This window comes from Noviherbaspirillum aerium (assembly GCF_008929045.1).
GTDB classification, from domain to species: Bacteria; Pseudomonadota; Gammaproteobacteria; order Burkholderiales; family Burkholderiaceae_D; genus Noviherbaspirillum; species Noviherbaspirillum aerium.
On the sequence record NZ_VFAH01000004.1, the window covers coordinates 307,584 to 334,102 of the forward strand.

23 protein-coding genes and 3 tRNA genes are annotated in these 26,519 nt (G+C 57.1%); 2 read left to right on the forward strand and 24 right to left on the reverse strand.

Annotated elements, in window-relative coordinates:
- Window positions 1–575 precede the first annotated feature (575 nt).
- Window positions 576–2,375: an autotransporter assembly complex protein TamA gene (locus tag FH061_RS08960; RefSeq protein WP_151635118.1), complete on the forward strand. Its 1,800-nt coding sequence runs from the start codon at window positions 576–578 to the stop codon at window positions 2,373–2,375.
- 8 nt (window positions 2,376–2,383) lie between these two features.
- Window positions 2,384–6,373: a translocation/assembly module TamB domain-containing protein gene (locus FH061_RS08965; protein WP_192804973.1), complete on the forward strand. Its 3,990-nt coding sequence runs from the start codon at window positions 2,384–2,386 to the stop codon at window positions 6,371–6,373.
- 248 nt (window positions 6,374–6,621) lie between these two features.
- Here the strand turns inward: FH061_RS08965 and FH061_RS08970 are convergent.
- The 24 genes from FH061_RS08970 to fabD form a co-directional block, all read right to left on the reverse strand.
- Window positions 6,622–6,695, reverse strand: a tRNA-Cys gene (locus tag FH061_RS08970).
- 113 nt (window positions 6,696–6,808) lie between these two features.
- Window positions 6,809–6,884: transfer RNA gene (locus tag FH061_RS08975), tRNA-Gly, on the reverse strand.
- Window positions 6,885–6,965: 81 nt separating this feature from the next.
- A tRNA-Gly gene (locus tag FH061_RS08980) sits at window positions 6,966–7,041 on the reverse strand.
- Between the two features lie 181 nt (window positions 7,042–7,222).
- Complete coding sequence (gene pgsA, locus FH061_RS08985; protein WP_151635268.1) at window positions 7,223–7,807, reverse strand: CDP-diacylglycerol--glycerol-3-phosphate 3-phosphatidyltransferase; 585 nt, start codon at window positions 7,805–7,807, stop codon at window positions 7,223–7,225.
- An 83-nt stretch (window positions 7,808–7,890) separates the two neighbouring features.
- A complete protein-coding gene (uvrC, locus tag FH061_RS08990) occupies window positions 7,891–9,756 on the reverse strand; it encodes an excinuclease ABC subunit UvrC (RefSeq protein WP_151635122.1) in 1,866 nt (621 codons plus the stop codon).
- A gap of 13 nt (window positions 9,757–9,769) precedes the next feature.
- Window positions 9,770–10,822, reverse strand: a complete 1,053-nt coding sequence (nagZ, locus tag FH061_RS08995; protein WP_151635124.1) for a beta-N-acetylhexosaminidase — start codon at window positions 10,820–10,822, stop codon at window positions 9,770–9,772.
- Window positions 10,819–11,211, reverse strand: coding sequence for a holo-ACP synthase (acpS, locus tag FH061_RS09000; protein WP_151635126.1), 393 nt, complete (start codon window positions 11,209–11,211; stop codon window positions 10,819–10,821). Before acpS ends, nagZ begins: the two co-directional genes overlap by 4 nt.
- Entirely contained in the window at window positions 11,208–11,975 is a 768-nt protein-coding gene (gene pdxJ, locus FH061_RS09005; protein WP_151635128.1) for a pyridoxine 5'-phosphate synthase, read from the reverse strand. Before pdxJ ends, acpS begins: the two co-directional genes overlap by 4 nt.
- 14 nt (window positions 11,976–11,989) lie before the next feature.
- Window positions 11,990–12,781 carry a DNA repair protein RecO gene (gene recO, locus FH061_RS09010; RefSeq protein WP_225984562.1) on the reverse strand — a complete coding sequence of 264 codons (792 nt, stop codon included), beginning with the start codon at window positions 12,779–12,781 and terminating at the stop codon, window positions 11,990–11,992.
- 115 nt (window positions 12,782–12,896) lie between these two features.
- Window positions 12,897–13,799 (reverse strand): GTPase Era, encoded by a 903-nt coding sequence (gene era, locus FH061_RS09015; RefSeq protein ID WP_151635132.1) that lies wholly within the window; start codon window positions 13,797–13,799, stop codon window positions 12,897–12,899.
- Window positions 13,796–14,794 (reverse strand): ribonuclease III, encoded by a 999-nt coding sequence (rnc, locus tag FH061_RS09020; protein ID WP_151635134.1) that lies wholly within the window; start codon window positions 14,792–14,794, stop codon window positions 13,796–13,798. Before rnc ends, era begins: the two co-directional genes overlap by 4 nt.
- 29 nt (window positions 14,795–14,823) lie before the next feature.
- Window positions 14,824–15,207 (reverse strand): DUF4845 domain-containing protein, encoded by a 384-nt coding sequence (locus FH061_RS09025; protein WP_151635136.1) that lies wholly within the window; start codon window positions 15,205–15,207, stop codon window positions 14,824–14,826.
- 21 nt (window positions 15,208–15,228) lie between these two features.
- Window positions 15,229–16,140 carry a signal peptidase I gene (gene lepB / locus FH061_RS09030; RefSeq protein WP_151635138.1) on the reverse strand — a complete coding sequence of 304 codons (912 nt, stop codon included), beginning with the start codon at window positions 16,138–16,140 and terminating at the stop codon, window positions 15,229–15,231.
- Window positions 16,137–17,930: a translation elongation factor 4 gene (gene lepA / locus FH061_RS09035; RefSeq protein ID WP_151635140.1), complete on the reverse strand. Its 1,794-nt coding sequence runs from the start codon at window positions 17,928–17,930 to the stop codon at window positions 16,137–16,139. The genes lepB and lepA overlap by 4 nt, the downstream gene beginning before the upstream one ends.
- Before the next feature lie 161 nt (window positions 17,931–18,091).
- Window positions 18,092–18,361, reverse strand: coding sequence for a glutaredoxin family protein (locus FH061_RS09040; protein WP_151635142.1), 270 nt, complete (start codon window positions 18,359–18,361; stop codon window positions 18,092–18,094).
- A 299-nt stretch (window positions 18,362–18,660) separates the two neighbouring features.
- On the reverse strand, window positions 18,661–20,154 hold the full coding sequence (locus FH061_RS09045; RefSeq protein WP_151635144.1) for a DegQ family serine endoprotease: 1,494 nt from the start codon (window positions 20,152–20,154) through the stop codon (window positions 18,661–18,663).
- A 17-nt stretch (window positions 20,155–20,171) separates the two neighbouring features.
- Window positions 20,172–21,176: a MucB/RseB C-terminal domain-containing protein gene (locus FH061_RS09050; RefSeq protein ID WP_151635146.1), complete on the reverse strand. Its 1,005-nt coding sequence runs from the start codon at window positions 21,174–21,176 to the stop codon at window positions 20,172–20,174.
- A 5-nt stretch (window positions 21,177–21,181) separates the two neighbouring features.
- Window positions 21,182–21,838 (reverse strand): sigma-E factor negative regulatory protein, encoded by a 657-nt coding sequence (locus FH061_RS09055; protein ID WP_151635148.1) that lies wholly within the window; start codon window positions 21,836–21,838, stop codon window positions 21,182–21,184.
- Between the two features lie 61 nt (window positions 21,839–21,899).
- Window positions 21,900–22,502, reverse strand: coding sequence for an RNA polymerase sigma factor RpoE (rpoE, locus tag FH061_RS09060; protein ID WP_057293164.1), 603 nt, complete (start codon window positions 22,500–22,502; stop codon window positions 21,900–21,902).
- A gap of 106 nt (window positions 22,503–22,608) precedes the next feature.
- Window positions 22,609–23,115 (reverse strand): protein YgfX, encoded by a 507-nt coding sequence (locus FH061_RS09065; RefSeq protein WP_318840972.1) that lies wholly within the window; start codon window positions 23,113–23,115, stop codon window positions 22,609–22,611.
- Window positions 23,116–23,192: 77 nt separating this feature from the next.
- Window positions 23,193–24,440 (reverse strand): beta-ketoacyl-ACP synthase II, encoded by a 1,248-nt coding sequence (gene fabF / locus FH061_RS09070; RefSeq protein WP_151635151.1) that lies wholly within the window; start codon window positions 24,438–24,440, stop codon window positions 23,193–23,195.
- A 30-nt stretch (window positions 24,441–24,470) separates the two neighbouring features.
- Window positions 24,471–24,710 (reverse strand): acyl carrier protein, encoded by a 240-nt coding sequence (acpP, locus tag FH061_RS09075; protein ID WP_040041346.1) that lies wholly within the window; start codon window positions 24,708–24,710, stop codon window positions 24,471–24,473.
- Between the two features lie 123 nt (window positions 24,711–24,833).
- Window positions 24,834–25,580: a 3-oxoacyl-ACP reductase FabG gene (gene fabG / locus FH061_RS09080; RefSeq protein ID WP_151635153.1), complete on the reverse strand. Its 747-nt coding sequence runs from the start codon at window positions 25,578–25,580 to the stop codon at window positions 24,834–24,836.
- Window positions 25,577–26,509, reverse strand: a complete 933-nt coding sequence (gene fabD / locus FH061_RS09085) for an ACP S-malonyltransferase (protein ID WP_151635155.1) — start codon at window positions 26,507–26,509, stop codon at window positions 25,577–25,579. Before fabD ends, fabG begins: the two co-directional genes overlap by 4 nt.
- Between the last annotated feature and the right edge of the window lie 10 nt (window positions 26,510–26,519).

A 26,519-nucleotide genomic window follows, 5' to 3' on the forward strand; every position in this document is an offset into this window, starting at 1 on the left:
CGGTGTCAGGCGCTGCCCTTGATCCTTCATGGACAGGGGCGCGGCCTGTTTACGGCCCTGAATGCGTGGTTTGTCCCGATCGGACGAGGCATGGCATGGCCTTTGACTTCAGAGTTTCTGGAGCAGTTTCGGCTTGCGTGTACCGACAATCGCGGACGATTTGCTGCAGTACCAGCTTGTCCGAGGCCCGAGCCTACCCTGCCGCGTTGCCACGCCTTCTTCTGCATGCCTCCCCGGCCTTACCGGGTTCAGTCAGGCAGAAAGCGCGCTAAAAATACGGCTCCCGAATTTCCTGCTCATGGACAGCAGTGAAATAAAGTATCTCCTGGGAACTGGTTCGTGCCTCGTGCCGGAGCAATGTGCGGCAACTAGGCGAGGTTGTCGCAAAAAATATTGGAAATGGCGCAAGAAACCTTCATGACAAGCTGAACATGGATACAGCTTCTGTTGTCATTGAATCATGGACGTGATTCCTGGCGTTATGCTATTGCCGCATTGGTTACGGCATCGACTTGCAAGGATGGCATCCGTTAAACCTTTGCACCGATAAGATCAACTTAAAATAAAGAAGAAACATGTCGATTTTCCAGAAATGGCGCTCGATCGCCCTGGACAGCGCCAGACCGATTCTGCTGGCGGCTTGCGCTGCCTGTATCGGATTGCCGGCTTCGGCAGCACCCGCCTACCGGGTGGAACTCGACGCGCCTCGCCCCCTGGAAGGCCTGCTTCGTGAATTCCTGGACTTGTTCCGCTTTCGCGAACGTGACGACATCAATGACACGCAATTGAATTTCATGGTCGCCACAACCCCCGACCAGGTCGGTCGCCTGGCAGCGACAGAAGGCTATTTTTCCCCGGTGACGCGAGTCAGGGTGGAGGACGACGCCGGGACGCAGGTCGTGCATGTGTCAGTCGATCCCGGGCCTCGCACGCGAGTATCAGCGTTGAATCTCGATGTGACAGGCTCGGCACCGGAACGCTCGCCGGAACAGGTGGAGGCGTTGCGGTCGGCATGGCCGATGCGGCTAGAAACTCCCTTTCGCCAGGAGACATGGGCGGACGCCAAACAGGGCGGTCTGCAGGTCTTGCAGCAGGAGCGCTATGCCGCCGCCCGCATCGCCGAGTCCGAGGCTCGCATTCTTGCGGACAAGCAGCAGGCCGAGCTGAGCGTGACTTATGACAGCGGCCCCGTCTTTACGCTTGGCAATACGGAAGTCGAAGGCACCGACAGATACCCCGAGAGCATCATCCGCAATGTCAACCCGCTGCGTCCCGGGGAAGAATACCGGGCCGAACGGCTGCTCGAATTCCAGCGCCAGATTCTGCGCACGCCCTACTTCAGCAACGCCGTTGTCGGCATCGACAATGATCCGGCAAAGGCAGACTTGGCGCCGGTCATGGTGCGCGTCACCGAGTTTCCCACGCAGCAGATCCGCGGCGGCGTCGGCTATACGACCGATACCGGCGCGCATATTGACGGCCTGTACTCGCATTACAACCTCTTCGGACGTGCCTGGGTGCTCAATGCCCAGACCCGGATCGAGCAGCGCAGGCAACTCGGCTCGCTGGAGCTTGCCTTGCCGCCGAAGCCGGGAGCCTGGGTTGACAGCGCGCTCGCCTCGGCCGAACGCACCACGCTCGAAGGCGTGGACTTGCGTACGCGGCGATTCGGCTTGCGCCATTCGCGCAATACCGACAAGCGCGACACCGCATACACCATCGATTACTACCGCGATCAGCTGACCCAGCTCAACGGTGCTCCCGTGCCCGCCGACGTCGTGGTCCAGCCCGGCACCCACCAGGCACTCGTCGCCGGTATGGGCAAGACCCGCCGCGCAGTGGACAATGCACTGAACCCGCGCAAGGGCCGCATCGTTTCCTGGCAGGCCGGCGTGGCGGTAAAGGGATTGCTCACCGACCAGAGCTTTATCCGCCTTTACGGCCGCGGACGCGAGTTTCTCCCCATCGGAAAACGCGATCTGGTGATTCTGCGCGCTGAAATCGGCGCCGTCATCAGCAAGGGCGGCAATGCGGCCATCCCCGCCTCTCTGCTGTTTCGCGCCGGCGGCACTGAGTCCGTGCGCGGCTACGGTTTTCAGAGCATCGGCAATGAGCGCAATGGCACCGTCTACCCGACACGCTACATGGCGACCGGGGGCGTCGAATACATTCATTGGCTCAACGAGCAATGGGGCGGCGCGGTCTTCTATGACGTCGGCATGGCAAGCGACCGCTGGCGCGACCGTTCCCTGTTCCACGGTGTGGGTGTCGGCGCCCGCTGGCGCAGCCCGGTGGGACGGGTCAACGTGGATCTGGCCTATGGCATCCAGGAGAGTCGCCTGCGGCCTCACCTGTCCCTCGGTGTAGCCTTTTGAGTATGAGCATGCAAGACGCCCAGTCAACGACATCGCCGCCGTCCACCCGACCCGGGTCCCGCCCTCCACGCCGGGGCGCACGCCGCGTCCTTGTCTGGCTGGCCGCCATTCTCGGGCTGCTGGCGGTCATACTTGCGGCGGCGGCATTTGTGCTGCTACGTACGGAATGGGGAGCCCGCACCCTATGGGAGAATGCCGCACGCTTCGTACCCGGCGGACTCAGCGGGGAATACCAGGGGGGATCGCTGACTGAAGGCATACGGCTGCGCAATGTGGCTTACAGCGATGAAGGCATGCAGATACGCATCGACAGTCTCGACGCCGCATGGCGCTTCAGCTGGTCGCCTGCCGGCCTGCATATCCGCTCGCTGCAGGTCGGCACGGTGGATGTGACGCTGCAGCCGACACCGCCTGACAAGGAGCCCGCGAAACTTCCGGCCCAGATCCGCCTGCCGATACAGCTGGAGCTGGAACGGGCAACAGTGCAGCAGGTGCTGCTGCATCAGGACGGCAAGGATAGCCGCTATGCGGACATCCGCCTGAGTGCCAGCTCAGACAAGGTGCATCATCAATTGCGGCTGGAGAACGCCATTACCCCCTACGGCACCGCAAAAGCGTCGCTGCAATTGACCGGCGACCAGCCATTTCCAGTCAAGGGGACGGCCAGCCTCGCCAGTCAATACCGCGAGCAGCCTGTGGAAGTCAGCACCAGCCTCGATGGCAGCCTTCAGGATCTCGCCGTCAAGCTCGGCGTCAGTGGCAAGGGGCTCGACGGCAATGCCGACATCCAGGCGACGCCGTTTGCCGATGTGCCGCTGCGGCAGGCGCAGGTGCGGATCAGGGGTTTCGATCCGCGCGCCATCAATCCCGAATGGCCGCAGGCAAGGCTGGATGTCGATGCTTCGCTGCAGCCGGCCGGCAATTCCGGGAATCAGGCCGAACTCGTGGTCGCCGGGCCTGTCGAGATACGCAATGCCGAACCGGGACCGATTGATGAAGCCCGCGTGCCGTTGAAATCGGCGCGCGCCGACGTCCGGCTGGATGCCGATTTGCAGCGGCTCGAAAGTTTCCAGGCCAACTTGTCCGGCGACGCCACCCTGCAAGGCAGCGGCGAGCTGCGGGCCGGCGGGAACGGCGAATTTTCTTTCCGCGCTTCCAAACTGGATCTGCATGCCCTGCATGGCGCTCTTGTCACGACCTCGATGTCCGGGCCGATTGACGTCAAGCTCAAGGATGGAACGCAGGTGGTGCAGCTCGATCTGACCGGGCCGAAGCTGTCGGCACGAGTCGATGCCACGCTGGACCCGGCCAACATGACCCTTCATGCGGCACGGCTCGGCACAGGCCCGGCCGCGCTGACGGTGAATGGAAATCTGGCGCGCACCGATCCCTCGACATTCTCCTTCAGCGGCGCTCTGAGCAAGTTCGATCCTGCGCTGGTGCTGGCCAATATTCAGCCTGCGCAGCTCGATGCCAAGACCCGCTCCCGGGTAGCGGCCATCGATGCCAACATCAACATGCAGTTCAAGGCCGACGGCAGGCTGTCTCCCGAGCCGGCGGCAAAGATCCGTTTCGACGTGCAGGACAGCCGCTATGCCGGGCTGCCGCTGACCGGCGGCGGCCTGGTGCAATTCGAAGGCAAGCGGATTCTGCCGAGCGATGCGAAATTATCGATCGCCGGCAATGACATCAGCCTCAAAGGCAGTTTCGGCCAGCCGTCCGACCGGCTCGCCTTCAATGCCGATGCACCGGCGCTCGGCCGTCTCGGCTACGGCTTGTCGGGATTGCTGAGGGCAAGCGGCGAGCTTGGCGGCACGACGGACAATCCGCGCATCGATGCCCGTTATCATGCCGAGAACCTTGCTTTCGGAAGCCACAGGCTTGCGCTGCTCGACGGCAGTGCAAAAGTCAACGGGCTTCCCGGCTCGGCGCCGGATGCCGGCATCGCCCTCGACCTCAAGGCACGCGATGTACGCAGCGGCGATATCCGTCTGGCCAACGCCAGCGCCGCCATTGATGGCCGCTACTCGCAGCACACGGCCAGACTGGAGGCCGATGGCCGCTTGCGCGGCGCGCAGCTTGATCTGACGCTGGCCGCGCAAGGCAACCTGCAGCAGCAAAAACAGGGTTTCTCATGGAACGGCACAGTGCGCACCCTGGAAAACCGCGGCTTGCCCAAGCTGTCGCTGGCATCGCCGGTCGAGGTCAGCGTCGCTCCGGACAAGGTGGCAGTCGGTGCGGCCCAATTGAGCTTTGCCGAGGCCCGCATCAACCTGCAGGCCCTTGATTATGCAAACGGCCGGCTGCGCAGCGAAGGCGCCTTTTCCGCGCTCGACATCGGCCGCGTGCTCGCGCTGCAGCAGCAGATTACCGGCACCAAGCCGCCGGTGGATACCAACCTGGTCCTCGACGGCAGCTGGAATCTTACTCTGGCCGACAAGGCGGATGGCTTCCTGCGCATCGATCGCCGCAGCGGCGACATCAAGCTGCCGGGCCCGCTCGCCGGCAATATGCTGGGGCTGGAAGCACTGTCCCTGCGCGCCGACCTGCAGGGCGAGAAGGTCGCGCTGTCGACTCAGGCCAGAGCCCGCAGGATCGGCTCGCTGGATGGACGCGGCACGGTCGCGCTGCAGCAGCAGAATGGAAGCTGGACGATCGCTCCGGACGCTGCGGTCGACGGCCGGGTGACTGCGTCGATTCCGAGACTCTCGGATATCGCCGCGATGGCTGGCCCGAGCATTGCGCTCAACGGGCAGGTGGGATTCGACATCGGCGTCGGCGGTTCGCTGGCAAAACCCAATATTTCCGGCAACATCAACGGCGACAAGCTGTCGCTGACCTTGTATGAACAAGGCGTACGCCTGAACGACGGCACCGCGCGCATCGTGGTCGACAATAATGTGATCGATCTCAGGGAAGTGATCTTCCATGGCGGCGACGGTACACTGAGGATGGCCGGCCGCGTCCCGCTCTTCGACGAGAGCCAGGGCCTGCAGGCCACCATTACCGCAGACAAGCTGCAGCTGCTGGCCAGTCCCTCCGGCCAGCTTACGGTATCGGGCCAGGCCACCGCGGCCCGGGTCAACGAACAGATGCAGGTCGTCGGCAATTTCACCGTCGACCGCGCCCTGTTCAGCCTGCCCGAAAAAACCGCACCCAAGCTGGATGGCGATGTCGTCGTCATTCGCGGCGACCAGCCGCCTCCTAAGCGCCCTGCCGCAGGCGAGGCACCGAAAGCCAGTCCCTATGCTCCCCGCATCGATGTGACGGTCGGCCTGGGTGATGATTTCCGGTTCGCAGGCGCGGGCGCCGATCTGCGGCTGGTCGGATCGGTGCGGGTACGGGGCGAGCCGGCGGAGTCGCCGCAGGCCTTCGGCACGGTGCGCATCGCCGAAGGTACTTATGAAGCTTTCGGCACCGAGCTGGAAGTTGAACGCGGCGTCATTACTTTCCAGGGGCCGCTTGCCAATCCGAACCTGAATATTCTCGCCATGCGGCGCAAGCAGGAAGTCGCTGCCGGCGTGCAGATCACCGGCACGGTTTCGCAACCCCGCGTGCAGCTGGTTTCCGAGCCCAACGTTGCCGAAGAAGAGAAGCTCTCATGGCTGATCTTCGGCCGCAGCGGCGGCGGCGCGGCGCAGGGACAGGCGCAGGCAGCCGCCAAGGGTGCCGCGCTCGGCCTGCTGAACAAATTCGGAGGCTCACGCATCGCCAAGGGATTCGGGCTGGATGAGTTTTCCATCGGCTCCAGCGAATCGGGTCTTGGCAGCGATCAGGTCGTCAATCTTGGCAAGGAGCTGACCGACCGCCTGTTCATCGGTTATGAACAAAGCCTCGCCGGTGCGGAAAGCGTGCTTAAACTCACCTACGAGCTGAGCAGGTACTGGACTGTCGTGGTTCGCGGCGGCACCATCGCAGGCCTTGATCTGTTTTATAACAGGCGCTTCGACAAGTTTGGCGAGAAACAGGCCGTACGTCCTGCAATGGCCGAAAAATGAATGGCGCCCAGCCGCAATGCGAGCGATGTACTTGCCTATACAGTGCAGGGTCAGGCGGTTTTTCCTTCTGACGCGGAAAGATTGCAAGATGTGCAGCGGGATTGGATTGGGAGGAGTAAAAAGCTGCTGGAGGGTCTGCATGGGTGCCTGCATGGACCCATATAGCCCTTGGAGTGGGTTGCCGCCGTATCAACAGCGACCTGAAAAGCAAATGGGCCAGTTCCCTAAGAACTGGCCCATCGATTGTTTGGAGGCGGGGGTCGGGATCGAACCGGCGTAAACGGCTTTGCAGGCCGCTGCATAACCACTTTGCTACCCCGCCATGGGGAAGTATTTTAACCACAAACCGCAATTTGCGTTTGCACCGGATTCCAACATCCATATGCTTCCGCAAAGGGAGTTCAATCAGTCAGGACTGATTGAACAAGGCAAAACTGGAGCGGGAAAAGAGTCTCGAACTCTCGACCTCAACCTTGGCAAGGTTGCGCTCTACCAACTGAGCTATTCCCGCATAACCTGCTTGTATTCACAAGAAAGGACTGGCACTTTCTAATGAAATAAAAAAGGAAGCTAGAAGCTTCCTTTCGGATTCTGGAGCGGGAGAAGAGTCTCGAACTCTCGACCTCAACCTTGGCAAGGTTGCGCTCTACCAACTGAGCTACTCCCGCATTCACAACAGACACGCATTATAGAGAATTAAAGATTCTTGTCAACCCTGGTCCCTGAAGCACTCTCAATGAAACGCCTTATACCGAACACAAGCCATACCATGCCAAATCATTCAAGTGGATGACAAACGCACGGCATGCACCGCTGGCTCATGTCTCATCAACATCGGCGAGGCCGAATTCAGAATACGGGCCCTGCTTTCTCCTTGATCAGCGGCCAAGCCTTGCGCAGATAGTAGAACATCGACCAGACGGTCAGCACTGCGGCAATGACGAGCAGCCATGCGCCCCACATGCGGGTATCAATGAAACCAAACAGAGTATCGCTGAACAGCAGCATCGGGATGGCGATCATCTGCGCCATGGTCTTGATTTTTCCAAGTGAGCTGACTGCAACTGATTTTGATGCACCCAGCTGCGCCATCCACTCCCGCAGCGCGGAAATCGCAATCTCTCGGCCGATGATGATAAATGCGATGACCGCATTTACCCGATCGAACTCGACCAGCACTAGCAATGCGCCCGCCACCATCAGCTTGTCAGCCACGGGGTCGAGGAAGGCGCCGAACGCCGACGTTTCATTCCAGCGCCGCGCAAGGAAGCCGTCAAACCAGTCAGTGACCGCGGCAATGATGAAGATGGCGGTCGATGCCAATCCCTTTGAATAAGGGGAGAGCCATGTGTCCGGAAGATAGAACACGCCTACCACGAGAGGAATAAGCGCTACGCGCAGCCAGGTAAGAAGTATCGGGATATTGATGGGCATAGTCGGTGCCATTGAATTAACCCGATTATCGCGTGGAAATTGCGTTCACCGCAATTCCCACGATACAGGGTGGATCGAAGCGGTCAATGAAGCTGCTTATAAATTTCTTCCGCGAGTTGACGCGAGATGCCTTCCACGGAGGCGATTTCCTCGATGCTTGCATTGGCGACCCCGCGCAAGCCGCCAAATCGCGCCAGCAGCCTTTGCCGCCGCTTTGCGCCAACGCCCTCAATTTCTTCCAGGCGGGACGTCTGCCGTGCCTTGGCGCGCTTGGCGCGCATGCCGGTAATCGCAAAACGATGCGCCTCGTCGCGTATCTGCGCAATGAGCATGAGTGCCGCGGATTCCTTGCCAAGTTCCGCTGGCTGCCGGCCATCTGCGAAGATGAGCGTCTCCAGGCCTACCTTGCGCCCTTCCCCTTTGGCTACGCCGACGATCAGGCTGATATCGAGCCCGAGTTCGCTGAAGACCTGGCGCGCCATTTCAACCTGCCCCTTGCCTCCGTCAACGAGCACGATGTCCGGCATGACGCCATCGCCATTGGCCACCTTTTCATACCGGCGCGACAGCACCTGGCGCATCGCCGCATAGTCGTCGCCCGGCGTGATGTCATTGATGTTGTAACGCCGGTATTCGCCGTTCTGCATGGCATGGTGATGGAATACGACGCATGAAGCCTGGGTCGCTTCGCCTTGGGTATGGCTGATATCGAAACACTCGATACGCAGGCTTTCGAGGTCGGCTACATCTATTGCCAGGACATCGACAAGAGCGCGTGTGCGAGCCTGCTGGGAGCCTTGCTCGGACAGGAGGCGGGCCAAGGCGATTTCAGCCCCTTTCTGCGCCATTTCAAGCCATTGCCGGCGCTGTCCCTGGGGTTGGAATACCAGCGTGATCCTGTGCCCGCACTGATCCATCAGCGCCATCATCAATTCGGGCTCATCGAGCTCCACGCTCAGAATGATGACGGAGGGAATGAAGGTATCGATATAGTGCTGGGCGAGGAAGGCCTTGAGAACCTCCACTTCAGGCGCGCCCTCGGCGGCGGCAAGCGCTTCGTCGACATGCGTCGGAAAGTAGGCGCGGTCGCCGAGGTGCCGCCCTCCCCGCACCATTGCCAGGTTCACGCAGGCGCGCCCGCCCTGCACGACGATCGCAATGACGTCGATGTCGGCGTCGCCCACGGTTTCCATCGTCTGCTGGTGCAGCACCCGGGACAAGGCGGAGATCTGGTTGCGTACCGCGGCAGCCTGCTCGAATTTCAGTTCGGAGGCAAAGCCATGCATCTTGCCCTCGAGGGTTTCCATCACCTCGGTCTGTCTGCCCCGGAGAAACTTTGCGGCGTTTTCCACATCGAGCGCATAGTCCTCTTTGGCAATCGCGCCAACGCAAGGCGCGCTGCAGCGCTGGATCTGGTGCAGCAGGCAGGGACGCGTGCGGTTGGCGAAGACGGTGTCTTCGCATGTACGGATGCGGAATACCTTCTGCAGGATCTGCATCGACTCCTTGACCGCCCAGGCGCTCGGAAACGGGCCGAAATACTGATTTTTCTTGTCGACCGAGCCCCGGTAATACGCCATGCGCGGCGTATCCTGCGCCGTGATCTTCAGATACGGATAAGACTTGTCGTCACGGAAAAGAATGTTGAAGCGCGGCTGCAGGGTCTTGATCAGATTGTTTTCCAGCAGCAGCGCTTCAGCCTCGCTTCTGGTAACGGTGGTTTCGAGACGAACGATGCGCTCCACCATCATTGCCGTGCGCGGGCTTGAGAGCGTTTTCTGAAAATAGCTGGATACCCGTTTCTTCAGGTCGCGCGCCTTGCCCACATACAGCAGCTTGTCATCCGCATCGAAATAACGGTAGACGCCCGGCAGATGAGGCAGCTTGGCCACTGTTTCCAGCATGGCGGCGCGCGGATCAGGTGTTTCGGACACGGCGGAATCGGACATCAGAGAATCGTGTTTATGCGTCGCTCAGTGAGAGGACGGTCTTTCTTGCAGCTTGGTACCGGGGATCCATCTGGAGCTCATTCCAGGACGGCGCGGGAGATTGCGGCACGAGGGAAGCGATTCGTACAGCGGATTCCTCCGATGCCGTTCCCTGCCTAGGTTTGAGTTCGGAAAGCAATTCATCGGCCTTGTCAGGCGAATTGCAGATCAATACCATGTCGCAGCCCGCAGCGAGCGCGGCTTTTGCTCCGTCGGTGACGTTGCCTGCGACCCTGGCGCCCTCCATGCTGAGGTCGTCGCTGAAAATGACTCCCTGGAAGCCCATTTCCTTGCGCAGGATGCCAAGCCACTTCTTCGAGAACCCCGCCGGGTTCTTGTCGACCTTGGGGTAAATCACATGCGCCGGCATGACTGCCGCAAGGCTGAGTCCCATCCAGTCATAAGGCGCGGCGTCTTCACCGAGGATAGCCTTGAGATCGCGCTCATCCACCGGAATGTCTACATGGGAATCGGCCTTGACGAATCCGTGGCCAGGAAAGTGCTTGCCGCAATTGGCCATGCCAGCCAGCGCCAGCCCGTGATTGAGGCTTTTGGCCAGTACGCTGACGACGCGCGGATCGCGGTGGAAGGATCGGTCGCCGATTACCCCCGACTCTCCATAGTCCAGATCCAGCACAGGCGTGAACGACAGGTCGACACCGCATGCCCGCAACTCGGAGGCCAGCACGAAGCCCACGTCGGTTGCCGCCTTCATGGAGGCCAGCACATCCTTGTCCCAGAGTTCGCCGAGCCTGCGCATTGCGGGCAGGCGGCTGAAGCCGTCGGTCCTGAACCGCTGGACCCGGCCGCCTTCATGATCCACGGCAATCAACACGCCTGGGCGTGCCGCGTGAATGGCTTCGGCAAGGGCAGTCAATTGCGTACGGTTCTCGTAATTACGTGCAAACAGAATCACTCCGCCCGTCAACGGATGCCGGATGCGGCGAACGTCTTCCTCGGTCAACTCCTTGCCAACCACGTCAAGCATGACTGGCCCAAGGGCCGCGTTTGCTGCCAATTCACTCATTTCTTCTCCACGATGACGAAAGCAACCGCATAGTCGGCCTCATCGGTAATCGATACCTGGGCGGTCAATCCGTTTTGCTCCATGAAATCTTTCAGTGCCCCACTGGGAACTGCGACAGGTTTTCCGCCGGGTGCGTTCAATGTCTGCATGGCGCGCCATGTCATGGGCATCCGCATGCCCAAGCCGATCGCCTTGGAAAAGGCTTCCTTGGCGGCAAAGCGCGTCGCCAGGAACCGAATACCGCGAGCCTCAACTTTCGCCTTGCGGCTGAAATATTTTTCCAGCTCCTGCGGCCCGAGGATTTTCTCGGCAAAGCGCTCACCGTTGCGGGCGAGCGCCGCTTCGATACGCGAGATCTGAATGATGTCGGTTCCGATGCCGTAGATCATTTCTTGTGTATGCCGAGCCGGGCGGCGGTCATGATGGCCTTCATTTCCTTGATGGCGTTCTTCCAGCCGATGAATACGGCTTGCGCGACAATGGCATGGCCGATGTTCAATTCCTGAATCTCCGGGATGGCGGCAATCGCCTGCACATTGGTGTAATGCAGTCCGTGACCGGCATTGACCTTCAGCCCCTGCGTCATCCCGTCAAGCACCGCCTGCTGCACCCGCGCCAGCTCGTGCTGGACTTCGCTTTCGGTAGCGGCTTCGGCATAGCGCCCGGTATGAATTTCGATCACGGGAGCGCCGGCTTCGGCGGCAGCTCGGATTTGAGCAGGATCGGGATCGATGAACAGGCTCACGCGGATGCCGCTTCGCTGAAGCTGGCGTACGGCAGCCTGAACCTCCGAGAAATACCTGACGACATCCAGGCCGCCTTCGGTGGTGACCTCGTTGCGCCGCTCAGGCACGAGGCAGACATCCTGCGGCTTGATGCGGCAGGCAAAATCAATCATTTCATTGGTGACAGCCGATTCCAGATTCATCCTGGTGCGCAACTGGGGATGGATCGCTTCCACATCCGCATCCCGGATGTGGCGACGGTCTTCCCGCAAGTGCAAGGTGATGCAGTCGGCGCCCGCCTCTTCGGCGAGCAGCGCAGCTTGTATGGGATCGGGATAGATGGTGCCGCGGGCATTGCGCAAGGTCGCAACATGGTCGATATTGACACCGAGGTCGATGACAGGCGTATGGGGATTCAGAAGGCTCATGGCGATCGGCGTAACTATAATTGCATCAAATCTAACAGAATTTGCCGCGTGTTGAGGGGCGCTCCGCCAAGGTGGTGCGCAAGCAGGAAGCGCATCAGGAACTTGCTCTGCAACTGCGTATTGCTGTCCGAATAATCTTCCCGCTCCATGTCCAGCAGCGTCTTGCCTGATACACGGGGCGCTGTGTCTTCAGCGCGGGGCGTGCGCGGTCCCTGCTCCGGGTCAACCACATAGGTATCGGAAATGACAATCGCCTCGCCGGTTTCAGCGCTCGTGCTGAAGTCACCGCCGACTCCGGTTTCCTTCAACAGCATGCGTTCAAATTTGCGCAGAACGATGGGAGGCGGCTCGTCATGCGCCAACTGGTTCAGCGTGGCAACATAATGATCGAACAAAGCGGGATGCGGATCGTCCCGCGCCATCAGCTTCATCAAAAGCTCATTGAGATAGAAACCGCAAAGCAGCGCCGACCTTTCCAATGGCAACAAGCCGCCTATCCACTCGGCATCGGTAAGCGTCTTGATTTCCGCCTTGCCGGTCCAGCCTACCGACAATGGCTGGAAGGTCTGGAGGACGCCGCGCAATTTGGAGTGCGGTCGCTTGGCGCCTTTGGCAACCAGCGCGACGCGGCCATAATCGCGAGTGAATACATCAACGATGAGGCTTGTTTCCTTATAGGGATAGCTGTGCAGCACAAAGGCAGGCTGGCCGGCAATCCGGATTTCCTTTTCATGGGGTCTGTTGCGGCTGACCGTGCCCCCGCCGGCGCGGCGCGGCGCTTGCGCGACCGACCGGCCTTGCTGCACATGATCTGATTGAGACAAACCTGCAGACTCTAAGATTGGAGACGGTTCGTTTTGTGTGAGAGGCACGAGCGTATCTGCGTTTTATGGCTGGCAGTCGCGCGACGGCGTCACCCGGCTATTCATATCCGTATGCACGCAGGCCGGCTTCGTTGTCTGCCCAACCGGACTTTACCTTAACCCATATTTCAAGATAGATGGGGCCGCCGAACAGTTTTTCCATATCCAGCCGGGACTGGGTTGAAATTTCTTTCAGCTTGGCGCCTTTTTGGCCAATTACCATTGCCTTGTGCCCATCCCGTTCGACAAGAATTGCCGCAAAAATTCTGCGGAGATTGCCTTCCTGTTCAAATTTTTCTATCAGTACGGTGCTGGTATAGGGCAGTTCTTCTCCAACAAAGCGGAATACCTTTTCCCGGACAATTTCTGCAGCCAAGAATTTCTCGCTGCGATCGGTGATGTCATCAGGCCCGAACATGGGGGGATTGGCCGGCAGGTACTTCGCTATTTCCTTTTCCAGCAGGTCCAGCTGGAACCGCTGTTTCGCCGAGACCGGAACGACTTGGGCGAAATCGTGTTCCGCAGCGACCTTTTGAGCAAACGGCATCAATACGGCCTTGTCCTTGATGCGATCGGACTTGTTGATGACAAGTATGCAGGGAACATTCTTGGGCAGGAGTTCGATCACTTGCTTGTCTGCATGATCAAATGTGCCTGCCTCGACAATGAACAGGATCACGTCTGCGGCGGTCAGCGTCGTAGTCACCGTCCTGTTCAGTGTTCTGTTCAAAGCGTTGGAGTGCTTGGTCTGAAACCCGGGCGTATCGATATACACGAACTGTGCCGTGTCATGGGTCTGGATACCGGTAATTCTGTGCCGAGTCGTTTGCGCCTTGCGCGAGGTGATACTGACTTTTGCGCCGATCAGCGCGTTCATCAGGGTGGATTTCCCTACATTGGGACGACCAACGATGGCGATATAGCCGCAACGGAAGTCGGAAGATTCGTCTGGAGAAGTCATGCAGTCTTTGTCTGGGATGGCGAGGGAGACGCGCCTTTATCTTCCGAAGCCGGGGGAGCCGGTGATTTTTCTGCGACCCGACTATCCGCATCCGCCTCGGACTCGGACTCGGACTTCAGGTCGAGGCGGGTCTGATTTCCCTCTATCGTTCTATCATCAATTTCCGTCTTCGGTTCCGTGGTTTTTGCTGAAGCCCTGCCGGATTTGCGTGCCGGAGTTTCGCTTCCCGTTGCCGAAGTCTCGGACTGAATCGTCGCAATGCCTGCGAGCTTGAGCTGCGAGGCGCGAGGCCGTGTCTTGCGCGCCGCCCCGGTGCTCTTGAGCAGCGCATTTTGAACGGCTTCCAGCGCCAGCTTTGCGGCGGCCTGTTCGCCTGCCCTGCGGCTGCCTCCGGTACCGAACACCTGAATGTCGAGCTTGGGCACCAGGCATTCCACCTCGAATTCCTGATTATGCGCGGCGCCGTGGGTTGCCACGACATTGTACTGAGGCAATGCTATCTTTTTACCTTGCAGATATTCCTGCAGCAAGGTCTTGGCATCCTTGCCCAGCGTCTTGGGGTCGACGGTATCGAGAATCGGAATGTAGAGTGCGCGAATCACATCGCGCGCAGCATTGAAACCGCCGTCCAGGAAAATTGCGCCGAACAAGGCTTCCAGCGTATCAGCCAGAATGGAAGGTCGCCGGAATCCGCCGGATTTCAGTTCGCCCTCGCCAAGACGCAGGAACTGCGACAATTCCAGTCTCTGCGCAATTTCATACAGCGATTGCTGCTTCACCAGATTCGCACGCAGGCGCGACAGATCGCCCTCGTCGATTTTCACATAGCGTTCGAACAGAAGAGAGGCGACGACGCAATTCAGGACGGAATCACCAAGAAATTCCAGCCTTTCGTTATGCACGCTGCTGTGGCTGCGATGCGTCAAGGCTTGCTGCAACAACGCAGCATCCTTGAACGTATGCCCCAGCCTATCTTGCAATAACTTGAAATCCATCTCTCTCCGTCGCCCAAATCCTCTTGCTCTTACTGTCCAGGTTTACCAGCCGCGCCCTTGCCGGTCGCTGCCACATAATCAATTACCAGACTTGCCGGCCCTACCAGCGGAATACGCTTTTCATATGCCACGCTAACATCGAAGCCCTCCGCGGTCTTGACGATCTCAAGATCTTTGCCGCTTACAGATTCAATATATCCAGCGCTACGCTGTTTCTCGAAAGAATCTTGGATTTCGCGAGCGGTTGTGCCTGTGCTCTTCGCATTCGCGATTGCCTTCTTGATCGCACTATACTCGACGACAGTCGGTACGACTTTGAGTCCCAACACTGCCAGTAATGCAACAACCACGATAACAAACAGAAAACCTGTTAGAGACAAGCCCGACGCCCTGGTGGCCGACCTCGTATTCATTCACTACTCCCCTAATGCTTTTTATTGAAAACCGCCGATGCGCTTGATGTTTCCAAAGTTCATCCAGACAAAAAACGCTTTGCCTACGATGTACTGATCCGGCACAAACCCCCAATACCGGCTATCAAGGCTATTATCCCGATTATCCCCCATCATGAAATAATGTCCAGCAGGGACTGTACAGGTAAATCCCTCGACGTTATAACTGCATGCCTCATGCATGGGGAAGGGATCGGGATTTTGCACGTACGCAGGCGCACGCTCATCATTGAGAATCTTGTGCGTTATGCCGGATATATTCTCAAGATACTGCTTGGAATAGCTCAGGTGCTCCTCATCCAGATAGTCTGGAAGAGGCTGATAGGAAAGCTCCTTGCCATTGATCACCAAGCGCTTGTTTTTGTAGGTGATTTTATCCCCCGGCACACCAACGACACGCTTGATGTAATCCAGAGAAGGATCCTTCGGAAACTTGAAGACCATGACGTCGCCGCGTTGCGGATCATTGATTTGCACTATCTTTTTATTGATGATCGGCAAACGGATACCATAGGTGAATTTGTTCACCAGGATCAGGTCTCCGATAACAAGCGTCGGCACCATGGAACTGGATGGAATCTTGAAGGGCTCGTACAGAAATGACCTGAGGAAAAACACGAGGGCAATAACAGGGAAGAAACTACCCGAGTATTCGATCCAGGTTGGCTGCTTGAGGATCTCGGCTTCCAGGCGGCTGCGGCCGCTGTCATCAACCTTGATGCCATCGGCCCTGAGCTTTGCATGGCGCGCATCGAATTCGGCCAGTGCCTGATTCGCCCTGGCACGGCGGAGCCGGGAGAAGTGAAAAACATCCAGGAACCAGATGATTCCCGTGGCGATAGTCAGAATAAAAAGAATTAGTGCAAAGTTTCCGAGAATCGATTGCAGACTCATTTATCTTCCACTTGTAAAATCGCCAAGAATGCCTCCTGAGGCACCTCCACCGAGCCAACCTGCTTCATTCGTTTCTTGCCCGCTTTCTGTTTTTCCAGCAGTTTGCGTTTACGCGAAATATCGCCCCCATAGCACTTTGCCAACACATTCTTCCGCATTGCCTTGACGTTTTCGCGCGCAATGATATTTGCGCCGATCGCGGCCTGAATCGCCACGTCGAACATCTGGCGCGGGATGAGTTCACGCATCTTCGCCGCAACCGCCCGCCCGCGGTACTGGCTGCTGGAGCGATGCACGATAATCGCCAGCGCATCTACCTTTTCACTGTTGATGAGCATGTCGACCTTTACGACATCGGCGGCGCGATATTCCTTGAATTCATAATCCATCGAAGCGTAACCGCGCGATGTGGATTTCAGCTTGTCGAAGAAATCCAGCACAATTTCCGCCATGGGCATTTCATAGGTCAGCATGACCTGCTTCCCGTGATAGCTCATGTTGATTTGCACGCCGCGCTTCTGAGTGCAGAGGGTGATTACGGAACCGACATATTCCTGCGGCATGTACAGATTGACTGTGACGATGGGCTCGCGAACCTCCTCGATTTTGGACGGGTCCGGCATCTTGGATGGGTTGTCCACCATAATGAGCGATCCATCGCGCTGTACGACCTCGTAGATCACTGTTGGAGCCGTGGTGATCAAATCCATGTCGAATTCGCGCTCAAGGCGTTCCTGCACGATTTCCATATGCAGCAAGCCAAGGAAACCGCAACGGAAACCAAAACCCAGTGCCTGCGACACTTCAGGCTCATACTGCAACGCAGCATCATTCAGCTTGAGCTTTTCCAGCGAGTCACGCAGCGCGTCATACTGGTTCGCTTCGACCGGGAACAGACCGGCAAAGACCTGCGGCTGGACTTCCTTGAAGCCAGGCAGCGCGGAAGATGCAGGTTTGCCGGCAAGGGTGATCGTGTCCCCTACCCGCGCCGCCTTGAGTTCCTTGATTCCTGCAATGACGAAGCCGACCTGTCCAGCGGACAGGGATTCCCTAGCTTGCGATTTCGGGGTAAAGACACCGATGTTTTCGGTCAGGTATTGGGCACCGGTCGCCATCAGGGAAATTTTTTCCTTGGGGCGCAGGGTTCCATTGACGATGCGGACCAGCATCACGACGCCTACATAGTTGTCGAACCAGGAGTCGATGATCAACGCTTGCAATGGCGCGTTAGGATCGCCCTTCGGGGCCGGAACCTTGGCAATCAAGGATTCGAGCACGTCTTCAACGCCCATGCCGGTCTTTGCGGAACAACGCACCGCATCCCGCGCATCGATGCCGATCACGTCTTCGATTTCGCCGATTGCGTTGTCAGGATCAGCCGAGGGCAAGTCGATCTTGTTAAGCACCGGCACGACTTCGACATTCAGGTCAAGCGCGGTATAGCAGTTGGCAACGGTCTGGGCTTCAACTCCCTGGGATGCGTCAACCACCAGCAAGGCACCTTCACAAGCTGACAGCGAACGGCTGACCTCATAGCTGAAGTCGACATGCCCCGGCGTATCGATCAGATTGAGATTGTAGGTCTTGCCATCACGCGCCTTGTAAGACAATGCTGCCGTCTGCGCCTTGATGGTAATGCCGCGCTCACGTTCGAGGTCCATCGAGTCCAGCACCTGCGCTTCCATTTCACGGTCCGACAAGCCGCCGCAGATCTGAATGATGCGATCGGCCAGGGTCGACTTTCCATGGTCAATGTGCGCGATGATGGAAAAATTGCGAATGTTGTCCATTAACTAAGATGCAACCACAAAAAAGGCGCTCCGAGCGGGGTAAGCCCCAGTTGAGCGCCTTATGACAGAAGGATATCCGATGCCCGGCATTCTACCGGATTTCGGAAGGGAAAGCCCATAAAATCGCCTGAAATCTAACGCCTTAGGCCCTTATGGGTGTGTCAACGCACATTGGACAGGAACTCGCGCGTCCTTGCCTCATTGAGAAAGTAATTACACAACTCAACCGCACTCTCGTCATTCTTGCGGCCGAAGAGCACAGGAACGCGCTCGTCAAATTGCGCCAAGAGTGTCTCGTCAGAGTCGACGTCGATCGTTTCCACCGTAAAGGGAAACTCGCTGCTAAGGGCCTGCAGGGCCTCCAGCATGTCATCGCACAAATGACAATAGGAACGGGAATATAAGGTGAAGTGGACCACGACTTCGTTCATCAAGTGGTAGCTGGGAGCAATAACAATAGCTGTCAAGCCGGCTATTGTTACCGCGCGATGACTTGGAGTATACCTTCTCCCCTTTGGGAATGATACCGCCCAGGGTTGAGTCGGGGGAGCATACCGAACTCTGCATTCGGAACTCCCGGAACCTGACAACGCCCGCACCTCGGCTACACCTTATTCGCAAATCAGCTGATGCGCGGCCCGGAATGGCGAGACCAGATTGGACTGCATGGTGCAATCGGCAGGCGCTCACAGGACCGTTAGAGAAGCGGCGACCCTGCGAGGCCAATGACTTATTGCCCATTAGGACGGATGGGAACAAATTGCGAAGCCTCGCCCCGGCGAACCAGGACTACAACAGTTTTTTTGGGTTCCAGCTTTGTCACCAGGCCGTTGAACTGCTTTGCATCCTTAACATCATTATTATTCAGTCGCAGAATGATGTCGCCGGCGCGCAGACCCGCACGCGAAGCAGCCCCCTCGACATTCTCCACTACTGCACCGCCATCCAGTTTCAACTCTTTCTTCTGGGCTTCTGACAGATCTGTGACCACCAGGCCCAGCGCATTCGGGGCCTGCTCAGGTTTAGGTTTGCGCTCCTCTTTCTTGGCGACTTTTTCCGGCTCGAGTTCGGCCACTGTCAAACTCACATCCTTGTTTGACCCTTTACGCCAGATCGTCAGCGTCGATCGCGTTCCTGGCTTGGTCGCACCGACAATGCGCGGCAAGTCTGAGGATTTCTCGATAGACGTCCCGTTGAATCTCAAGATAATGTCGCCAGCTTCCAGACCACCCTTCTCGGCGGGACCGCCAGGTTCGACCCGCTGGATCAAGGCGCCTTGCGCACGCTGCAATCCCAGCGACTCGGCGACATCCTTTGTGACCTCTCCGATCTGAACACCGATACGCCCCCGCGTTACACGACCGCTGACGCGCAGTTGTTCTGCGACTCGCATCGCCTCATCGATCGGGACTGCGAACGAGATGCCCATGTACCCGCCGGATCTGCTATATATCTGAGAATTGATACCGACCACTTCACCGCGCAAGTTGATGAGCGGTCCACCGGAATTACCGGGGTTTACCGCCACATCGGTCTGAATCAGAGGCAGGTAATCACCCGTATCACGAGCTTTGGCCGAGATAATGCCGGATGTCACCGTATTATCGAGTCCGAACGGTGAACCGATCGCGATCACCCATTCGCCAACCCGCAGTTTGCTGGGGTCTCCAATCGGCAGCCTCGGCAGGTTATTGCCTTCAATCTTGACGACAGCGACATCCGTACGCTTGTCCACCCCAATGATCTTCGCCTTGAATTCACGCTTGTCAGTCAATGTGACATAGACCTCATCGGCGCCTTCAACGACGTGTGCGTTTGTCAGCACAAACCCGTCAGCAGAAATGATGAAACCGGAACCAACACCTCTCGGCACCTCTTCTTCCTGCTGTGGCGACTGCTTGCGTCCATTGCGCGGGGCACGTTCCGGTTGCGGCTGTCGAGGCATCGGCACGCCAAAGAACTTTCGGAAGAATTCCTGCATTTCCTCGTCTTCGGCCCCTGGTACTCCTGTACCGCCCTGACCGGGCTTGACGCGTTCAGTTGTTCTTATATTGACGACTGCAGGACCAGTCTTTTCAGCAAGATCGGCAAAATCCGGCAATGCTGCAACCGGCGCCGTCTGTGCCTGCGCTGGAGCCAGACCTGCCAATGTGGGAAGGGCCGCGCCAGCAACGCTTAACAGCATGCTCAACAGGGCAGAACGAGCAAGGAAGACTGTTTTCATGGAAACCTGTTTTTCTACTATTTCGGTTTGAACTCAATGGAATTGGCCACTTGCCGGATCGCGGCAGAGGGCACTTCTCCCACAATAGTAAGCCAAAAGTCTCCCTGACGCTTTCCTACTATGTTTGTTGCCCCTTGCTGAATCGATCCTTCAGTACGACTTTGCGATTCAGGCTCGATGAATACAGATATCGCCGCAAGCCCATCTGAAAAAACAATCTGGGAAACTTCGCGCTGATTCCCCTGACCTGCCAATGAAGTCGTATCGGAAACCAAGCGCTTGACTTCGCGAATTTTCTTGAAGCCTTTTGGCAAGGCCTTAACCGACCAGCCCGACAAATTTACTTGACTCATGGTGGAGCTTTCCACCTTCCATCCATTGGTATTGGTATAGCTCGGCTTGACGCGATGTCGCTCAATATTTCCTATGGATATCTGAGTGAACGAAATCTGTTCGACGACTTCGTTTTTTTCATTGAGGGTCTGCGCCCGCAATAACAGGCCGCTTCCCTTTTCCGCCCAAAGCTTATAGCCATAGCGCAGTCCATCTTTTGGCTGGAGAGATATTGCCTGGCAGTCATGCCCGGCAATGCGTCCGCTTTCTTCCTTGCGCACGTTGTAATGCTCAGTCAGTTCGGTTGCATTGTTAGAAAGAATGGCGGGAAATATGTCATGCGTTACCCGCTTCTCCACCAACAGGGTTTTCGCGTCGGGCACATAACATATAACCTCCTCGTTATTACGTATGTATTCACGAGGCTTGCCATCCAGGATCTCAAGCTTTTCAATTTCGTTGCGTCCGTCAAGCAAATGCGTGATGCGGGAGGTCCGCATCTGATTGCCCTGTTGATAGACGAAGGTCCCGGAGTAGTTAAGTTTTTGCGCTGCCGACTGGATTTTTCTCAACCAGGATTGAGCATCTCTTCTGTCGGATAACGAATCAGTGTTTTCAGCCGAAGCTGGAAACGTAAAGAGAATCGAGATAGCAACGACAAACTTAAATAACGCGTGTGTTTGCCGCATAAAAATTATTTAGTGGATTCGGTTGCAAAAGTAGCTGATCGCGCATATTGCGCAGTGCTATAAACAGAAGGCGAATAACGCTGGTGGGCAAAGAGATAGTCGTCGATATGCGGATCCCGAACAACAACTTCCCCGGAGGCGGAAGCAGCCAATACCGTCTCTTGAGAGGAGCCCCTGTCGCCAGCAGTCGCCGCCGTGTTGCCAGCGACCGAAATGGAGGCAGGCTCACTTGCGTCCTTGCCTTTGAATGCGACCATGAGTTGAGGCGTAGCAACAAAAGCAACAGCGGCCATGGCCGCTGCGGCCGCCATCCCCGGAATGGCCCAACGTTTCGCCGCAGTCTTGGCGGCCCCCGTACCGTGTTGGCACTCTTGATCGTGGGCAATGCAGGCGGCAACGCGAGTAGATTCCTTGCTTACAGCCGGAGCAATGACTACCGGTTCAGCATCCAGGCGAGCCGCCATCCGTTCGGAGAAGCTAGCGCTCAAATGAAAATTCATGTCATCCGAGCGCAACAAATCCCCAATCTGGTGATAGAGCTTCCAGTCATTCTGGGCATCTTCATTGCGCAGCGAAGCCAACAGTTCATCAAGCTGCTCAGCAGAAATCTCCCCGTCGGCCATTGCCGAAATCTGCTCCTGCTTCGTTATTTTGGTATTCATCCTTACCCCGTTCAGGCTGCGCCACACCCTGTATATTCAAACTTGTTATGTTCCCCTGCTACTACCAGCGCTTGTCGATCGCAGTTCCCAATAGCGGTCTTAATTTTTCGGCAATGGCTTCACGAGCACGGAATATCCGGCTTCGCACAGTACCTATCGGACAGCCCATTGCCTCCGCAATTTCATCGTAGCTCAACCCCTCTATTTCGCGCAATGTAATTGCTATGCGTAACTCATCAGGAAGAGCATCCATTGCAACATTCACGGTTTCCGCTATCTGTTTTGTTGCCAACATCGATTCGGGCGTATTGATGTCCCTAAGATGCTCTCCGTCATCAAAAGTTTCTGCCTCTTCAGCATCCGCCTCCGTTGAAGTAGGTGCGCGCCGGCCCTGCGTCACAAGGTAATTTTTTGCGGTGTTGATACCTATCCGATATAACCATGTGTAAAACGCAGAGTCACCCCTGAACTGGGGCAACGCCCTGTATGCTTTTATAAAAGCTTCCTGAACGACATCCTCGGCCTCTGCCTGATCCCGGACCAGCCGGGATACCAAGCGCATGAGTTTGCGCTGGTATTTGCTTACCAGAAGCTCGAATGCCTTCTTGTCGCCGCGCTGTACGCGTTCGACAAGCAGTTGATCAATATCGCGTTCTGTCGTCAATCCCCGTTCCCTTGTTTCATTGCAACATTCACGCGCCTGTGTAGTTGACTGGAAGAAATGTAATTGGTTCAATGTACTGCACAGTAAATTTAGCGCTATTTACAAGTTAATGATTTGCTTTGGATCGCACTTCATTAGCGGTAATCCATCTACAGGCCACTGAGAGCGCCCGAAAACCATCCTGCGAGACGCTATCGCGCAGAATCGGCACGGTGATGCGCCTTCCATTTGCATCCTCAAACTGCAGCAGAAGCATCAGCGGCCAGAGCGTTGACCCCGGGAGTAGCCGGACTTCTTCCCCGTATGGAGCTACATGCGTCCTCTTCGACTCTCTGCAAGAGCTGACGATGATGGACCGCTCTGCAACTCGAACTTGACCTATGCCGGAGATATCAAGTTGTATGGGTTTTCTCCTCTGCATGCCATGATAAAACCCAAAAAATGAGAGGATAAGAATCGATGCGCTGATAGCGAGGCGAAGCAGGAACACCATCTCGCCGATCGCGCCAAGGCCGATAAGAATACCTACTGTCGAGGTAAGTGATGCCATGGCCAGCATCATTGCAGCGAGAATTCGAGAGGGCTTGACGATTGCCGATACCGCGATTGACATGGCAACGAATAGGAGGACTGTCAGTCTCTCCCGTATGGGAATGAATCCATAGGAGAGAGACTGATGAAACGGATACGCTAGACTTTACCGAACACCAAAGTACCGTTCGTACCGCCGAATCCAAACGAGTTTTTGACGGCGATATTGATAGGCATGTTACGCGCTGTGTTAGCGCAGTAATCCAGATCGCATGCCGGATCCTGGTTGAAGATATTGATGGTCGGCGGCGATATCTGGTGATGAATGGCCAATACCGTAAAGACGGATTCGAGACCGCCCGCGCCGCCAAGCAAATGGCCCGTCATCGACTTCGTCGAATTGACGACGATGCTTTTCGCATGATCCCCTAACGCGCGTTTGATGGCGACCGTCTCGGCTATGTCGCCCAATGGCGTAGAGGTGCCATGTGCATTCACATAATCGACTTGATCAGCATTGATACCGGCATTCGACATTGCCGAGATCATGCATCGCCGGGCGCCATCCCCATCCTCCAACGGTGCCGTCATGTGATGTGCATCTGCACTCATGCCGAAACCAAGCACTTCGGCATAGATTTTCGCTCCGCGCGCCTTGGCATGCTCGTATTCTTCGAGGACCATGACACCGGCCCCCTCACCGAGCACGAAACCGTCGCGATCCTTGTCCCAGGGACGGGATGCAGTCGCCGGATCATCATTGCGAGCTGACAGGGCACGAGCCGCTGCGAAGCCGCCGACACCGAGTGGCGAAACCGTAGATTCCGCACCGCCCGCGATCATGACGTCTGCATCACCGTATTCAATCATGCGAGCAGCTGCTCCGATACAGTGCAGACCGGTAGTACAAGCAGTGACGATCGCAATATTTGGCCCCTTGAAGCCATATTTGATCGACAGATGCCCGGAAATCATGTTGATGATTGACGCCGGAACGAAAAACGGACTGATCCTGCGCGGTCCGCGATTTGTCAGTTCCGCGTGCGTCTCTTCGATCATTGGCAGGCCACCGATACCCGATCCGACAATCACGCCTATTTTTTCAGCGTTCTCCTCGGTGACGGTCAATCCGCTATCCTGGATCGCCTGGATTCCCGCGGCCATCCCATAGTGGATAAATGTATCCATGTGGCGCGCTTCCTTACCGGGGATGTAATCCTCGATATTGAAGCCCTTAACTTCACCCGCAAAGCGCGTTGAGAAAGGCGTGGCGTCGAATTTAGTAATGGTCGCAATACCTGATCTGCCTGCGGTCAGGGCTGCCCACGCATCGGCAATCGTATTGCCAACGGGGGAAACACAGCCGAGGCCGGTCACTACGACGCGACGTTCACGTGAGCGGCTCAAGCGGTTCTCCTGGAATCAAACTGAACGACATTAAGCCTTGACGTGTGCCTTGGCATAATCGATTGCTTGCTGCACGGTGGTGATCTTTTCGGCTTGCTCATCCGGGATCTCCATTTCGAATTCGTCTTCGAGTGCCATCACAAGCTCAACGGTATCAAGGGAGTCGGCGCCAAGATCGTCGACGAAGGACGATTCATTCTTGATGTCTGCTTCAGCGACGCCAAGTTGCTCAGCGACGATCTTCTTAACGCGTTGTTCGATATCGGACATATTATCCCTCCAGTGGGTTACAGAAAGTGCGCGCATTTTATCAGGTTTGCGCAACGAAAATTCATTTTTGGCTTTTGTTTTGATCAAGCTGCCAACGTCGGCCAATTGTCTTCAATACGCTTGTCAGCTCATGTACATGCCGCCATTGACGTGCAGTGTGGTACCAGTGATGTAGCCTGCTTGCGGCGAGGCAAGAAATGCAACCGCCGCCGCGATATCCTCGGGTTGACCGAAACGGGCCAAGGGAATTTGCTGCATCAGTGCTGCCACCTGCTGCTCGCCGAGTTCACGTGTCATGTCGGTATCGATAAATCCCGGCGCAATACAATTGACCGTGATATTGCGACTGCCGATCTCGCGTGCCAATGCGCGGCTCATGCCGGCCACACCGGCCTTGGCGGCCGCATAATTCATCTGCCCGGCATTGCCCGCGGAACCGACAACGGAAGTGATGTTGATGATCCGGCCGTTGCGGGCTTTCATCATGCCCCGCAGCACCAGGCGGGACAACCGGCCGACTGCGGTCAGATTGGTCGCAATGACTGCATCCCATTCCTCATCCTTCATCCGCATCGCAAGCTGATCCTGGGTGATGCCGGCGTTATTCACAAGAATGGAAACGCTGCCAAATTCCTTCTGAACTTCATCAATGACGGCACTACAACGCTCGGCATCGGTGACATTGAGGACGACACCTTTTCCTGAATCAGCCTTCGCGGCGGCCAGATACTCTGTAATGGCGGCCGCACCGGTTTCAGATGTGGCCGTCCCGATCACCTTTGCCCCTTGGCTGGCGAGTTCCAAGGCGATCGCACGACCGATACCCCTTGATGCGCCTGTCACCAAGGCAACTTGATTGCTTAGATTCAATTGAACAACTCCAGCATTTTTTCGAGAGAGGCTTGATCAGTGATGGCGTCACCAATCAATTCGCTATTGATGCGCTTCGTCAGTCCCGCAAGGACTTTGCCTGGTCCGCATTCAATGACATGGCTTACTCCTTCTGCAGCCATTTTCTGAACGCTTTCCACCCAGCGCACCGGACTTGCAGCCTGCCTGACAAGAGCATCCTTGATCGCCGCCGGGTCGCTTACGATGGCCACGTCAACATTGTTGATCAGCGGGATAAGCGGCGTGGAAAAGCTCAGCGGCTCCATGTATTCGCGCAGGCGATCCGATGCCGGTTTCAACAGCGAAGAATGGAATGGTGCCGAAACCGGCAGTGGCAATGCTCGCTTGGCACCCTTGGCCTTTGCCGCTTCGCATGCGCGCTCCACTGCGGCTTTGTGTCCGGCGATCACGACTTGCGCAGGTGCGTTGAAGTTGACCGCCTCGACAACCTGACCCTGCGCGGCTTCCTGGCAAGCGGCCCGGACGTCATCGTCGGACAAGCCAAGAATGGCTGCCATTCCACCTTGCCCGACGGGCACGGCTTCCTGCATGGCTTGCGCGCGGTAGCGGACGAGCGGAACGGCATCGCGGAAAGCGATCGCGCCGGCAGCAACGAGCGCGGAATATTCTCCGAGACTATGGCCGGCGACGATCGCCGGAACCTTGCCTCCGGCAGCAATCCATGCGCGATACATGGCTACCGCGGCGGTAAGCATGACCGGCTGGGTATTGGTTGTCAGGTCGAGATCTTCCTTGGGGCCATCGGCGATCAGTTTGCCGATGTCCAGTTGCAGGGCATCGGAGGCTTCTGCAACAGTTTGGTCAACGACTGCATTGCCGGCAAAGCCGTTCAGCATGCCGACGGCTTGAGAACCCTGCCCCGGAAAAACAAAAGCGAATTTGGTCATGCGAATAAAT